Source organism: Modicisalibacter sp. 'Wilcox' (assembly GCF_010993675.1).
Lineage (GTDB): Bacteria > Pseudomonadota > Gammaproteobacteria > Pseudomonadales > Halomonadaceae > Modicisalibacter > Modicisalibacter tunisiensis.
The window spans coordinates 1-14,503 of sequence record NZ_WNXF01000011.1; the positions used below are offsets into that span (position 1 = coordinate 1).

Annotated in this window: 12 protein-coding genes; 10 read left to right on the forward strand and 2 right to left on the reverse strand. The window is 68.4% G+C overall.

All coding sequences use genetic code 11. From position 1 onward, the window contains the following. Window positions 1-530: 530 nt before the first annotated feature. From G7A98_RS10995 to G7A98_RS11005, 3 genes are all read left to right on the forward strand, one after another. Entirely contained in the window at window positions 531-1,475 is a 945-nt protein-coding gene (locus G7A98_RS10995; RefSeq protein ID WP_163649724.1) for a cobyrinic acid a,c-diamide synthase, read from the forward strand. Between the two features lie 43 nt (window positions 1,476-1,518). Further along, entirely contained in the window at window positions 1,519-2,682 is a 1,164-nt protein-coding gene (locus G7A98_RS11000; protein WP_163649725.1) for a toxic anion resistance protein, read from the forward strand. A 189-nt stretch (window positions 2,683-2,871) separates the two neighbouring features. Continuing rightward, entirely contained in the window at window positions 2,872-4,140 is a 1,269-nt protein-coding gene (locus G7A98_RS11005; RefSeq protein WP_163649726.1) for a malic enzyme-like NAD(P)-binding protein, read from the forward strand. Window positions 4,141-4,202: 62 nt separating this feature from the next. On the opposite strand, the gene G7A98_RS11010 is transcribed toward G7A98_RS11005, so the two are convergent. Then, entirely contained in the window at window positions 4,203-4,973 is a 771-nt protein-coding gene (locus G7A98_RS11010) for a DUF481 domain-containing protein (protein WP_163649727.1), read from the reverse strand. A gap of 105 nt (window positions 4,974-5,078) precedes the next feature. Next, a complete protein-coding gene (locus G7A98_RS11015; protein ID WP_163649728.1) occupies window positions 5,079-7,610 on the reverse strand; it encodes a penicillin-binding protein 1A in 2,532 nt (843 codons plus the stop codon). 189 nt (window positions 7,611-7,799) lie between these two features. Here G7A98_RS11015 and pilM point away from each other — a divergent pair, with 189 nt between their 5' ends. From pilM to aroB, 7 genes are read left to right on the forward strand one after another with little or no spacing between them, the layout of a single operon-like run. Then, window positions 7,800-8,900 (forward strand): type IV pilus assembly protein PilM, encoded by a 1,101-nt coding sequence (gene pilM, locus G7A98_RS11020; protein WP_163649729.1) that lies wholly within the window; start codon window positions 7,800-7,802, stop codon window positions 8,898-8,900. Then, complete coding sequence (locus G7A98_RS11025; protein WP_163649730.1) at window positions 8,897-9,478, forward strand: PilN domain-containing protein; 582 nt, start codon at window positions 8,897-8,899, stop codon at window positions 9,476-9,478. The genes pilM and G7A98_RS11025 overlap by 4 nt, the downstream gene beginning before the upstream one ends. Continuing rightward, the gene (pilO, locus tag G7A98_RS11030; RefSeq protein ID WP_163649731.1) at window positions 9,475-10,119 is read left to right on the forward strand and encodes a type 4a pilus biogenesis protein PilO; all 645 of its coding nucleotides are present in this window, start codon (window positions 9,475-9,477) and stop codon (window positions 10,117-10,119) included. The genes G7A98_RS11025 and pilO overlap by 4 nt, the downstream gene beginning before the upstream one ends. Continuing rightward, a complete protein-coding gene (locus G7A98_RS11035; RefSeq protein WP_163649732.1) occupies window positions 10,116-10,706 on the forward strand; it encodes a pilus assembly protein PilP in 591 nt (196 codons plus the stop codon). Before pilO ends, G7A98_RS11035 begins: the two co-directional genes overlap by 4 nt. Continuing rightward, window positions 10,703-12,736, forward strand: coding sequence for a type IV pilus secretin PilQ family protein (locus G7A98_RS11040; RefSeq protein WP_163649733.1), 2,034 nt, complete (start codon window positions 10,703-10,705; stop codon window positions 12,734-12,736). The genes G7A98_RS11035 and G7A98_RS11040 overlap by 4 nt, the downstream gene beginning before the upstream one ends. After that, on the forward strand, window positions 12,736-13,278 hold the full coding sequence (gene aroK / locus G7A98_RS11045) for a shikimate kinase AroK (RefSeq protein WP_163649734.1): 543 nt from the start codon (window positions 12,736-12,738) through the stop codon (window positions 13,276-13,278). Before G7A98_RS11040 ends, aroK begins: the two co-directional genes overlap by 1 nt. 4 nt (window positions 13,279-13,282) lie before the next feature. Then, the gene (gene aroB, locus G7A98_RS11050; protein ID WP_163649735.1) at window positions 13,283-14,392 is read left to right on the forward strand and encodes a 3-dehydroquinate synthase; all 1,110 of its coding nucleotides are present in this window, start codon (window positions 13,283-13,285) and stop codon (window positions 14,390-14,392) included. Window positions 14,393-14,503: the final 111 nt, after the last annotated feature.

The following is a 14,503-nucleotide window of genomic DNA, read 5'->3' on the forward strand; positions in this document are numbered from 1 at the left end:
TTCACTGATGAAGCATGAGACGGGATATCGCCCTCCAAGCCCCATCAAGGCTTGACGGGCAACATAGAATCTCCCACAAAAGGGCCGGTTCTCCGGTGCAAGCGGGCGCCACCTTGTGGGAGGGGGTTCATCCCCGACGGCGGGGTCCGGTGGCAGGTGCATCGCGACTGAAGTCGCTCCCACAAAAGGGCCGATTCTCCGGTGCAATCGGGCACCACCTTGTGGGAGGGGATTCATCCCCGACGGCGGGTCCGGTGGCGGGTGCATCGCGACTGAAGCCACTCCCACAAAAGGCCGGTTCTCCGGTGCAATCGGTCACCACCTTGTGGGAGGGGATTCATCCCCGACGGCGGGGTCCGGTGGCGGGGCCATAGCGACTGAAGTTGCGCCCACGGCTAGGCTCCGGATGATTCTACCGGGAGATCACAACTGGCTGCGATAGGCTCACGGACGACGCCGGGCGGCTTTATTGCGACCAGACGCTTCCTCTACAATCAGGATTCCTTCCCTTTTCGGCGGGCCCGCGGCGTATGCTGGCATTTCTTCAAGGTCTGGCCTACGGGCTGTTCGTGACCTGTCTACCCTGGTTTCTGATCGGCATGGTCGAGCCGCGCCTGGCGCTGGCGGAGCCCCATCCCAACCGCCTGCAGGTGATCCTGCGCTACTGGCTGCTGGTGCCGTTCATCGCCTTTCTGATCTGGCTGACCTCGCTGTGGGGCGGCTTCGGCCCGTCGCTGCTCGGCTGGCTGGCCGGGCTGGGGGCGATCGCCGTCGAGCTGCCGCTGGAGCGCCGCTGGCGCGGCTGGCTGGCTCGCCGCCGGGAGCGCCGGCGGGCAGCGCGGGAGGCGGCCGAGGCGGCGAATCGGCGCGCCGAGCAGGCCCGCCAGGCCCACGAGAAGGGCGTGCAGACCCTCGACCCCGACCACCCGCCGTCCGATGCCGACGACCTGGTGCTGGCACTGGCCGACGCCAAGCGGCAGCTGCAGACCGCCGGCCGCGACGACTTCGCCGTCCAGGCCGACCGGCTCTACAGCCGCTATCGGCATGTGCTGGCGGTGCTGGGCGAGCGCTTCGCCGCCGAGGAGCTGACCTTTCATCGCGCCCGTTCGCTGGTCCGCGAGGTGTCGCTGGGCGCGGTGGACAACCTCACCGCCATGGCCTCGCAGGCGCGGGGCGTGGCCGAGGTCGACGGCGAGTTCGTGCGGCGGCGCCTGAGCGAGGAGAGCGTGCATCTGTCGGTGGCCGAGCGGCTGGCCCTCAAGCGTCGCCTGGAGCTGCTCGAGCAGACCGAGCGCCACCTGCGCGAGCTGGCCGCCCGCAACGAGTCGGCGCTGACCGCGCTCGACGATGCCGCCGTGGCGCTGGCCCGCGTGGAGACGCAGCGCCCGCAGGCCTCGGTGGCCGCCGACCGGGCACTGAACGAGCTGCGCCGCTTCGCCGCCGGGGCGGCGCGTTACGGGCGCGGCGCACAATGACGCCGCGCCTTCGGCCCCTGTTCCCTCGCCAAGGAGTTTCGCCATGACCGATGCGCGTCAGCCCGATGACCGTCCGCTGGCCCTGCCCGCGATCGAGACGCTGGAAAGCCGCTTCGCGCCCGACGAGGCGTCGGCGGCCGACGATCGGCTCGCCGCCGAGGCCGAGGCCTTCGTCGAGGCGCTGATGACCCCGGAAAGCGGTGCGGCGGGCCAGCGCGAGGCGATCGACGCCCTGGGGCTCGAGCTGCAGCGCCAGGCGGCGCACCAGAGCGAGATGCTCAAGACGCCGCTGCGCCGGCTGGCCCATCAGGGCGACGAGGGCGGCCCGGTGGCCGCGTCGCTGCTGCAGTTGCGCGAGCGCATGACGGCGCTGGATCCGCAGCACCATTCGCTGGGCGGCGGGCGCTGGGACAAGCTGATGGCGCGGCTGCCCGGCGTGGGCAGCCGGCTGACCCGCTACTTCCAGAAGTTCGAGAACGCCCAGCAGGCGCTCGACGCCATCATCCACGACCTGGAGGGCGGGCGCGACATGCTGCGGCGCGACAACCTGACCCTCTCCGACGACCAGACGGCGCTGCGCGAGACCCTCGGGCAGCTCGACCAACAGGTCGCGCTGGGGCGGCTGATCGACGAACGCCTCGAGCGGCGAAGCCTGGCGCTGGACGAGGCCGACCCGCAGCGGGCCTTCATCGAGGAGGAGCTGCTGTTTCCGCTGCGCCAGCGGCTGGTCGACCTGCAGCAGCAGCGCGCGGTGAGCCAGCAGGGGGTGCTGGCGCTGGAGGTGGTGATCCGCAACAACCGCGAGCTGATGCGCGGCGTCGACCGGGCCATCAATGTCACCGTCGCCGCCCTCAACGTGGCGGTCACCGTGGCGCTGGCGCTGGCCAACCAGCGCCTGGTGCTGGACCGCGTCGAGGCGCTCAACAGCGCCACCTCGTCGATGATAGCCGGCACCGCCCGGGCGCTGCGCAGCCAGGGCGTGGAGATCCAGACCCGCGCCTCGTCGGCGATGCTCGACCAGCAGGCGCTGACGGAGGCCTTCAGCGACGTGATGGCGGCGCTCGACGATGTCGCCCGCTACCGGCGCGAGGCGCTGCCGCGGCTCGATACGCAGATCGATCGGCTCGAGGCCCTGGCGCAGCAGGGGGATGCGGCCATCGCCCGCCACGAGCAGGGCAATCGGCAGTCGCCCGATGCGACGGCGTAGGCGTTCGCCGGACCGGGATAAGCTTCGCATTATGCCTGACGGACCAGGTATAATGCTTTTCGAATAACTGGAAACTATTTCAAACTGTTGATTAAATCCCTTCCATAACAGCAAGTTGAGTCGAGTTGTTCGATTAGACTTTTTTCTATATTCTGGCCGGCACATCCCATGACCGACCGGATACCGAGCATGACCGACGCCAAGAAGCAAGCGGCGCTTGACTATCACGCCCAACCGATCCCCGGAAAGCTGTCCGTCGAGATCACCAAGCCGACCGACTCCGCCAAGCACCTCGCCATGGCCTACAGCCCGGGCGTGGCGGAGCCGTGCCGCGAAATCGCCAGGGACCCCGAGAACGCCTACCGCTACACCGGCAAGGGCAACCTGGTGGCGGTCATCTCCGACGGCAGCGCGATTCTCGGCCTGGGCAATCTGGGGCCGCTGGCCAGCAAGCCGGTCATGGAGGGCAAGGGGGTGCTGTTCAAGCGCTTCGCCGGCATCAACTCGGTGGACATCGAGGTCGACGCCGAGAGCCCGCAGGCGTTCATCGACACCGTGACGCGCATCGCCGACACCTGGGGCGGCATCAACCTCGAGGACATCAAGGCGCCGGAATGCTTCGAGATCGAGCGCGCGCTGATCGAGCAGTGCAACATCCCGGTGTTCCACGACGACCAGCACGGCACCGCCATCGTCACCGCGGCGGGCATGCTCAATGCGCTGGACATCGCCGGCAAGTCGCTGGAGGAGGCGCGGATCGTCTGCCTGGGCGCCGGCTCGGCGGCCATCGCCTGCATGAAGCTGCTGGTCTCCTGCGGGGCGAAGGCCGAGAACATCTTCATGCTCGACCGCAAGGGCGTAATCCACAGCGGCCGTGACGATCTCAACCAGTACAAGGCGATGTTCGCCACCGAGACCGACAAGCGCACCCTGGACGAGGCGATCGACGGCGCCGACGTGTTCGTCGGCCTGTCCGGCCCCAACCTGCTCTCGCCCGATCAGCTGCGCCGGATGGCCGCCAATCCGGTGGTCTTCGCCTGCTCCAACCCCGATCCGGAGATCCATCCGGAGGTCGCCCATGAGACCCGCGACGACGTGATCATGGCCACCGGGCGTTCCGACTATCCCAACCAGGTCAACAACGTGCTGGGCTTCCCGTTCATCTTCCGCGGGGCGCTGGATGTGCGCGCGACCTGCATCAACGAGGCGATGAAGATCGCCGCGGTGAACGCCATCAAGGATCTGGCGCGCGAGCCGGTGCCGCAGGCGGTGCTCGACGCCTACGAGGTGGAGTCGCTGTCGTTCGGACGCGGTTACATCATCCCCACGCCGCTGGATGCGCGGCTGCTCGACCGGGTCTCCTCGGCGGTCGCCCAGGCGGCGGTGGATACCGGCGTGGCGCGGCGCTCCTACCCGGCGCACTATCCGCTGGAGAGCGTGGCCGACGTCTACGGCTGATCCCGCCGCGGCGCCTCGCCTGCCCCCTCCGACAGCCGGCCCTGTGCCGGCTGTCGGCGTTTCTACCAGCGGTAGAGCAGCGAGGCCGCGGTGGTCAGGTCGGTGTCGGAGGCACTGGCCTCGGGCGGGTTGGAGTTGTTCTTGATCTCGTGGGAGAGGCGCAGGGCCAGGTGGGCATTGAGCTGGGCGGTGATCGCCGAGAACACCCGCGTGGTGACGTTGGCGTCGGTGCCCTCGACGGAGAGTTCCTGCTGGAAGTTCGAGCCTTCGCTGAACTGCCACTGGTAGTCCAGGGCGCCGTAGCCCACGGCCAGGTCCTTGTCGGTGCCGTTTGCCAGTGCGTCATGGCGGTAGCCGGGACCGGCCTCGAGCGACAGCGTGTGGGTCGGCCCCGCGAGCAGCTGCCGGCCGTAGCCGATGATGGTGGTGAACTGGTAGTCGTAGCCGCTGAAGCGGTCCTTTTCCCAGCGCGTGAAGCCGAACAGGTAGTGCGGGCCGTCGAGATCGTAGCGTTCACGGCCGGCCGCCAGGTACTGCTCGGCGCTGGCATTGCCGTTCTCCTTCACCTGGCGGGTCTCGCCGCGCAGGGTGTGGGTCAGCGTGCCGGTGATCCAGGTCAGCCGCCCCTTGGCGATCAGCGTCTCGCTGTCGGTGTTGCCGGAGAGGTTGGTGTAGCCCAGCTCGGCCTGGCCGCTGAACTCGGGCGTGTCGTCGCCGGGCCGGGGCGGTGCGTAGAACAGTGATTCCTCTGCCAGTACCGGTGGCGTCGCCACCAGCAGTGCCAGCCCCACGCCCGGGAGCGCTGTGCGCCACAAGCGGGTTCGCCACGACATGTCGGGGCTCCTGTAATTGCGACTGTGCCGGAGTGGCGCCGTGCGTGAACGCGACGCCGCCCCGGTGGAGAGTGGCAGGGCCCGGACGGGCCCGTTGCCCTCGTATCAGAAGATGGCTTCGTAGGTGCCGGTGCCCTGGGCGCCGCTGCTGTCCTCGAGCTGCTGGTCGATGCGACGCGGCGCGAAGTCCGGCAGGTTCTCCTTGCGGAAGATTTCCTCGATGCCGCCGGGCTGGTCGTCGTGCAGACGCTGGCCGGTATGGGGATCGATGCGGGCGGTGACGATGTCCTCGGGCTGTTCCGGGGCGGCTTCCGGGGTGCCCTTGAGCGCCGGGCCCATGAACTTCTTCCAGATCGGCAGGGCGGCCTGGGAGCCGTACTCGCCGGTGCTCGAGTTGTCGTCCTTGCCCACCCAGACGGTGGTTTCCAGCCGCGAGTTGAAGCCCGAGAACCAGGCGTCGCGCTGATCGTTGGTGGTGCCGGTCTTGCCGACGATGTCGCCGCGGTTCAAGTCCAGGGCGCCGCGGCCGGTGCCCTTCTCGATCACGTCACGCATGATGTCGCGCAGGATGTACAGCGCATCGGGGTCGACCACCCGCGGGGCGAGCGGGTAGGTCTTGCCGTCGATCTGTGTCTGCGTGGCGTCCTCGGCGCAGTCGCGGCAAGCGACCTGCGGGGTGGTCTCGAGAATCGGCTGATCGGAATCGGTCTTGTTGACCCGCTGGATGTACCAGGGCGAGACCTTGAAGCCGCCGTTGGCGAGAATCGCGTAGGCGTTGGCCACCTCCAGCGGGGTCAGCGAGGCGCTGCCCAGCGCCAGCGACAGGCCCTGGGGCAGGCGTGCCTTGTCGAAGCCGAAGTTCTCGAGGAAGGTCAGGGCCTTCTCGAGTCCCAGCGACTGCAGGATGCGGATGGTCACCAGGTTGCGCGACTGGTACAGGCCGACGCGCAGCCGGGTGGGGCCGAGGAACTCGCCCTCGGCGTTCTCGGGGCGCCAGTCGTCGCCGCTGAACTGCTCCATCACCACCGGGGCGTCGTTGATGATGGTGGCGGCGGTCATGCCGCCCTCCTGCAGGGCGGCCAGATAGACGAACGGCTTGAAGTTGGAACCGACCTGGCGCTGGGCCTGGGTCGCCCGGTTGAACTTGCTGGCGTCGAAGCTGAAACCGCCCTGCAGGGCGCGGATGGCTCCGGTCTGCGGGTCGAGCACCACGATCGCCGCCTCGGCGCCGGGCTGCTGGGCCAGCCGCCAGTCACCGTCGTCGGTCTGCATGACGCGCACCAGCGCACCGCGCTTGGCGATGTCCCCGGCGTTGGCGGGCACGTCGCCGCGCCATTTGGGGCTGTGGTATTCACGCGCCCACTTGAGGCCGTCCCAGCCGATGGTCTCGACCTTGCCGTCGCGGGTCAGCACGCGCATCTCGCGGCCTTCGCTGGCCACCACGACGGCCGGTTTCAGCGGGCCGTAGGCGGGGGTGCGCTGCAGCACCTTCAGCCAGTTGCTGACGTCGCCGTCCACGCCCTCGACCTTGGCCTGACTGCTCTGGGCCGCCTGGCGGGCGGTCTTCCTGACCTCGGGGGAGGCCGAAAGCTCCTCCTCGAGCCCGCTCTTCTGAGTCTGGTCCTGAGCCTCGACCAGGCTGGGCGGGATGTCGGTCTGTTCGGGACCGCGCCAGCCGTGGCGGCGATCGTACTCGATCAGGCCCTCGATGAGTGCCTGGCGGGCATCCTGCTGCAGCCGGCCGTCGAGCGTAGTGGTGATGGTGTAGCCGCCGGAGTAGGCGTCTTCCTTGCCGAAGTGGTTGACCGCGAACTGGCGCGCCATCTCGGCGACATAAGGCGCCTGGACATCCACCTGGGTGTCGTGCTGGCGTGCGCTGATCGGTTCCTGCACGGCCTGCTGATAGGCAGCCTGATCGATATAGCCCAGCTCGCGCATGCGATAGAGGATCCAGTTGCGACGGATCAGCGAGCGCTCCGGGTTGGCCAGCGGATTGAGCGCGGAGGGCGCCTTGGGCAGCCCGGCGATCATCGCCTTCTCGGCCAGGGTAAGTTCACCCAGCGGCTTGTCGTAATAGATCTTGGCGGCGGCCCCGATGCCGTAGGCACCGTTGCCCAGGTAGATCTTGTTGACGTAGAGCTCGAAGATCTGGTCCTTCGAGAGGATCTGTTCCATCTGCAGCGACAGCAGGATCTCGCGAATCTTGCGGGTGAAGGTGCGGTCGAGCGTCAGCAGGTAGTTGCGCGCCACCTGCATGGTGATGGTGCTGCCGCCGGACTGGATGTTGCCGCCGTGGGTGACGAGCTCCAGTGCGGCGCGGACGAGCCCCTTGGGATCGACGCCGGGGTGCTCGAAGAAGCTGGCGTCCTCGGCGGCCAGGAAGGCCTCGACCATGTCCTGGGGGATGGCGCTGTAGTCGACCGGGCGGCGGCGCTGCTCGCCGAATTCGCCGATCAGCTGGTGGTCCCGGGTGACGACGCGCAGCGGTGTCTGAAGCTCGTAGCCCTGCAGCTGGTGGACGTCGGGCAGGCCGGGCGCGAAGTAGAGCGCCGCGCCGATCACGGCGAGGAGGCTGGCGGCGCCGAGTGACACGAAGAACCACAGGGTCGAGGTCAGCAGGCGTTTGAGAAGCTTCATGAAAGGGCGATATCCATGGTGTACGGGTGGCGGTCGGCCGCGATGCGCGCGTTCAATCCCTTGAGCAGCGCATTATAGGAATCCGGCGAACGACCGGCCAGCGTTGAAGGGCGACCCCGCGAGCCGTGTGTAAATGGCCTGTATATCAGGTAGTCTCGTGGCCTCGGGCGAGACGCCTGATACTGCAGCATGACAACCATAATCACCGCATCGCGCAGAGGACCATCATTGTTCGGGTTGAGCCAGTCCGGCAAGGGGCTGATCGGTATCGATATCACCTCGGCCACGGTGAAGTTGCTCGAGCTCCGGCCGGGCCGCCAGCACTTCCGTGTCGACAGCTATGCCGTGCGCCCGCTCGCCGAAGGCGCGGTGGTCGAGCGCCGTATCCGCCGCATGGAGGATGTCGTCGAGGCGATCAAGCGCGCCGTCGATCATGCCCAGCCCCATTCGCGGCGGGTCGCGGTGGCGGTGCCCGCCAGCGCGGCCATCACCAAGACCCTGACCCTGCCGGCCTCGTTGAGCGACGACGAGATCGAGGCCCGCATTCAGCTGGAATCGGACAAGCACATTCCGTTTCCGTTCAATGAGGTGGCCTTCGATTTCCAGCGGCTGGGGCTGAACGAGCGGTTCGGCGACCAGCAGGACGTGCTGCTGGTGGCCTGTCGTCAGCAGGATGTCGGCCAGCTGACCGAGGCGGTGATGCAGGCGGGACTGGAGCCGGCGGCGGTGGACGTCGAGACCTTCGCCATGGAGCGCGCCTTCGGCGAGCTGCGCCACCAGCTGCCGGCGGTGGACGAGGAGCCCGCCGTGGCCCTGGTGGACATCGGCGCCAACATGAACGCCTTTCACGTGCTGCGCGGCGACCGCATCATCTTCAGCCGGGACACGGTGTTCGGCGGGCGTCAGCTGACCGAGGCGATTCGCGGCCGCTACGGGCTGAGCTTCGAGGAGGCGGGGCTGGCCAAGAAGCGCGGCGGGCTGCCCGAGGATTATCAGGGCGAGGTGCTGACGCCCTTCATCGAGACGCTGATCCAGCAGATCGGCCGCTCGCTGCAGCTCTACTATACCGCGGGCCGGCACCCGGCCGTGAGCCGGCTGATCCTGGCCGGCGGCTCGAGCGTGATTCCCGGGCTGCGCGAGCGTCTGGCCGAAGACAGCGGCCTGACCATCGAGGTCGCCAACCCCTTCGCGCGGATGGCGATCCATTCGCGCATCGACATTCACGCCCTGGCCAGCGACGCGCCGGCGATGCTCACCGCCTGCGGGCTGGCGATGAGGGCCGGGACATGAGCATCGAGATCAACCTGCTGCCGTGGCGCGAGGCGCGCCGCGAGCGTCGCAACCGGCGCTTTCTGGTGATTCTCGGGCTGGTCACGCTGCTGGCCGTCGCCGGTGCCTGGGGCGTGGCCACGCTCTACCAGCAGCGCCTCGACAGCCAGCAGCGGCGCAACGACTACATTCAGGCGCAGGCACGCCGGCTCGATCAGGACATCTCGACCCTGAGCGACTTCCGCGAGACACGCGAGCGAATGCTGACCCAGATCGACCTGATCCGCCAACTGCAGTTCAGCCGGCCGCAGACGGTGCGAGTCTTCAACCAGCTCGCCGCCAGCCTGCAGGACGGCGTCTACTACACCCGGCTCGAGCGCGAGGGCGACATGCTGCGCCTGAGCGGCAAGGCGCGTACCAACCGACAGGTGTCCGCGCAGATGCGCGCGCTCGAGGCGAGCCCGGTCTTCGGCGTGCCGACGCTTTCGGAAGTGCAGGCCGCCGAGGACGGCTGGCGGGCGTTCAGCCTGAGCGTGGACGAGCGGCTCGTGGACAAGCGCCCGGCGTCCCGGAGCGCGGACACGGAGGAATCCCTATGAGGCTGGCGGCGGAATGGCGGCGGCTGCGCGAGGTGGACTGGCGCGAGCTGGACCTGCGCGAGGCGGGCAACTGGCCGGTATCGCTGCAGGTGCTGACCTGCCTGCTGGTGGGGCTGGTGCTGTTCTGGCTGGGATATCACTTCGTGGCCGCACCGCGGCTGGACCGCCTCGAGCAGGCCCGGCAGCAGGAGCACGCCCTGCTCGCGCAGTACGAGACCAAGGCCTACCAGGCGGCCAACCTGCCCGCCATGCGCCGCCAGATGCAGACCCTGGAAACGCGCATGGACACGTTGCTGAAGATGCTGCCTACCGGCGCCGAGGTGCCGTCGCTGCTCGATGACATCAGCGATACCGCCCGGCAGCATCACCTGACCATCGACGTCATCCGCCTGCAGACGCCGGTCGAGAAGGCCTACTACATCGAGCAGCCGTTCTCCATTCAGGTGGAGGGCGACTACCATCGTATCGCCGCCTTCCTGTCCGGCGTCGCTGCCCTGCCGCGTATCGTCACGCTGCACGATTTCACCCTGACGCCGGTGGACGAGCAGGGCACCCTCAAGCTCTCGATGCTGGCCAAGACCTACAACCACCGGGCGCAGGAGGCGGGCGAGTCGGCCGACACGGCGGAGGGCGGCTCATGAGGGCGCAACGCCTTTTGTTGCTGGGCGTGCTGCTGGCTGCGCTGGCCGGCTGCGGCGACGCTCGGCTCGACGCGCTGGACGCCAGGCTGGCCACGCTGCGCGATCGCCCCAGCGGCAAGCTGCCGGCGCTGCCCGACACCCCCGAGTATCGTCCGGTGGCCTACGAACAGGCGGATGCCCGCAGCCCGTTCCGTCCCGAGCGGCCGGACACCCGCAGCGCCGCCTCCGGCAGCGGCGACCTGACGCCGGACCTGTCGCGGCCCAAGGAGGCGCTGGAGCGCTTTCCCCTGGACGCCCTGACCCTGGTCGGCACCCTGTCGATCGGCGAGCGCCACGTCGCTCTGGTGCGCGACCCCGCCGGCAAGGTGCATTCGCTGGGCGTGGGCGCGCACCTGGGCACGGACTTCGGGCGCATCGTCGCCATCGATGACGGCCGGGTACGCCTGGTGGAGCTGGTGGCCGACGGCGGGCAGGGCTGGGACGAACGCTGGCAGACGCTGTCGCTGGGCGGTGGCGACACGAACCACGACGACACGACGCCGCCCCGGAGCGGGGCGGCGTCGCGAGGTGACGAGAGGATCCCATGAAGGCTTTGATTCGCGGACTGCTGAGCGCCGCCCTCGTGCTGCTGGCCCTGCCGGTCATGGCGGCGTCGACGCTCACCGATCTGTCGTTCGAGCAGCGCAGCGACGGCCAGCTCGACGTGCGGCTGCACTTCGACGACCAGGTGCCCGAGGTGCGCGGCTATCGGGTCGGCTCGCCGCCGCGTCTGGCCATCGATCTGATGGACACCGTCAGCCGGCTCGATCGGCGGCGCTTCGATCTGGGCATGGCAGGGGTCGATCATGTCGTCGCCCTGTCGGCGGGCGAGCGCACGCGGCTGGTCTTCAATCTCGATCAGCCGCTGCCCTACGCCACCCACGAACAGGGCAGGACGCTGGTGCTGACGCTGGGCCGGGACGCGGCGCGACGCGCCGCAAGTGGCTCGTCCGGGAGCGCCCGGCACACGTCGGTCTCGGGAGCGCCGACGATCGACAATATCGACTTCCGGCGCGGCGCGGACGGCGCCGGCCGCCTGGTGGTGAGCTTCGACCGTGCGGGGGTGGCGGCCGATGTCAGCGAGCAAGGCGGCCACATCGTCGCGACGCTGGGCCGGGTCGAGCTGCCCGCCGAGTGGAATCAGGTGCTCGATGTCGGCGACTTCGGCACGCCGATGCAGCGTGTGGTGCCGGCCAGCGACGGCGACGGTACCCGGCTGCGCATCGAGACCCGCGGTGACTACGCCATGGTGTCGACCCAGAGCGGCCGGCAGCTGACCATCGAGGCGCGGCCGGTCAGCCAGGCGGCGCAGCGCGAACAGCAGAAGCAGCAATTCCCCTACACTGGCAAGAAGATCACGCTCAACTTCCAGGACATCAAGGTGCGCGAGGTGCTGTCGATCATCGGCGAGTACACCGGGCTCAACGTGGTGGCCAGCGATAGCGTGCAGGGTAGTGTGACCCTCAACCTGCAGGACGTGCCCTGGGATCAGGCGCTGGACCTGGTGCTCAAGAGCCACGGGCTGGACAGCCGGCGCGTCGGCAGCGTGCTGATGGTGGCGCCGGCCGACGAGCTGGCGGCCATGGAGCGCCAGGAACTCGAGGCGCGCCAGCAACAGCAGGCGCTGGCGCCGCTGACCACCGCCTACATTCCGGTACGCTATGCCAAGGCCGCGCAGCTGGCCACGCTGCTGCGCGGCGACAACGGCCTGGGCCTGCTCTCGGAGCGGGGCCGGATCAGTGTCGACGAGCGCACCAATACCCTGATCGTCCAGGAGACCGCCGAACAGATCGAGCAGATCCGCGACACCATCAATCAGCTGGATATCCCGGTGCGCCAGGTGCAGATCGAGGCGCGGATCGTCATCGCCCGCGACAAGGCGGCCCGGGAGCTGGGGGTCAACTGGGGTGTGACCTCCAACAACCAGCCGTCCGGCACCGGCAACGATGTGGTCAATACCGCCACCACCGGCACGGGGCGTGCCTACGGTGGCCTGGCCGTGGACCTGGGCAGCGCGGCCAACCCCGGTTCGTCGTTCAACTTCGGTTACCTGTCCGGCGACGTGCTGCTGGATCTGGAGCTGCGGGCCCTGGAGAGCGAGGGCAAGAGCCAGACCATCTCCCAGCCCAAGGTGATCACCGCCAACCAGCAGCCGGCGATGATCAAGCAGGGCCAGGAAATTCCCTATCAGGAATCCACCTCGAGCGGGGCGACCAACGTCGAGTTCAAGGAGGCGGTGCTGTCGCTGGAGGTGACGCCGCAGATCACTCCCGACGATCGCATCATCATGGATCTGACCATCAACAACGACGATGTTGCCAACACCCAGTTCAATGGCGCACCGGCCATCGACACCAATCAGATCCAGACCCAGGTGCTGGTCAACAACGGCGAAACGGTGGTGCTGGGCGGCATTCTCACCACCGAACAGCTGCACAATCTCTACAAGACCCCCCTGCTCGGTGACCTGCCGGTGCTCGGCAAGCTGTTCCGCTATACCGAACAGAGCAATGAAAAGGTAGAATTGCTGATCTTCATCACCCCGAAGATCATCGAGGACAATCTGGCGATTCGCTGATGCAGGGTTTTCCCAATCTCTTTCTGGTCGGCCCCATGGGGGCCGGCAAAAGCACCATCGGCCGCCTTCTGGCGTCCGAGTTGCAGCGCGATTTCTACGACAGCGACCATGAAATACAGGCTCGCTGTGGCGCGGATATCCCCTGGATCTTCGATATCGAGGGCGAGGCCGGCTTTCGCGAACGCGAGGTGCAGATGATCGACGAGCTCACCGGGCTCGACGGCATCGTGCTGGCCACCGGTGGCGGCGCGGTCATGAACGAGGCCAACCGCCGGGCGCTGCGCGAGCGCGGCACCGTGATCTATCTGCAGACCAGCGTCGATCAGCAGCTCAAGCGCACCGCCAAGGACCGCAACCGGCCACTGCTGCGCAACAAGGACCCGCGGGCGGTGCTCGCCGAGCTGTTCGAGCGCCGCGATCCGCTGTATCGCGCCACCGCCGATCTGGTCATCCGCACCGACCGGCGCGGGCCGCGTTCGGTGGTCAATGAAATCCTCAAGCGCGTCGAGCGCCTCGTCGACCCGCTGCAGACCAAGGTGTGACTCCATGAGCCAAGACGGCGACTCCCGCGTGCGGACCCTGAACGTCGAGCTCGGCGAGCGGCGCTACCCGATCCACATCGGCGCCGGCCTGCTCGGTGAGCCGGGGCGGTTGTGCCCGCATCTGGCCGGCCGGCAGGTGATGATCGTCACCAACGAGACGGTCGCGCCGCTGTATCTCGAGACGCTCAAGCGCGGGCTCGACGCCGACCTCGAGGTCCGCGAGGTGGTGCTGCCCGATGGCGAGGCGACCAAGACCCTGGCCAGCGTGGAGCGCATCTGGGATGCCCTGCTGGCCGCCGGCTTCAATCGGCGCTGCACGCTGGTCGCGCTGGGTGGCGGGGTCATCGGCGACATGACCGGCTTCGCCGCCGCCTGCTACCAGCGCGGCGTGGCGTTCATCCAGGTGCCGACCACGCTGCTCTCCCAGGTCGACTCCTCGGTGGGCGGCAAGACCGGTGTCAATCACCCGCGCGGCAAGAACATGATCGGTGCCTTCTGGCAGCCGCGGGCGGTGCTGATCGACACTGCAACGCTGCGTACGCTGCCCGGGCGCGAGCTCTCGGCGGGGCTGGCCGAGGTGATCAAGTACGGGCTGATCCGCGATCGCGACTTCCTCGGCTGGCTCGAGGCGCAAATGCCGGCGCTGCGCGGGCTGGACGACACGGCCCTCGGCGAGGCGATCCGCCGCAGCTGTGCGATCAAGGCCGAGGTAGTGGCCGAGGACGAGACCGAGCAGGGCGTGCGCGCGCTGCTCAATCTGGGCCACACCTTCGGCCATGCCATCGAGGCGCACCAGGGCTACGGCGTCTGGCTGCACGGCGAGGCGGTGGGTGCCGGCATGGCCATGGCCGCCGCGCTGTCTCACCGGCTGGGCTGGCTCGAGGCGGACGACGTGGCGCGTGTCGAGGCCGTGCTCGACGCGGCCGGGCTGCCCGTGGCGGCGCCGGCGGCCATGGATGCCGAGGCGTTCATCGTCCGCATGCGCCTCGACAAGAAGAATCTCGACGATCGCATTCGCCTGGTGCTGCTGCAGGCATTGGGCGATGCCTGTCTGCACGATGCGACCCCGCCGGCCGAACTGGCCGCCTTCATCGACGCCTATCCGCGTGCCTGACTCGCACCGGCCCGGCGGCACCGCAAGCCCGCTCCTGGAGCGGGTTTTTTTGTGCCTGTCGGTCGGGGGGTTCTGTCAGCATTCGCATGACTCATGCAGGATTGGCATGGG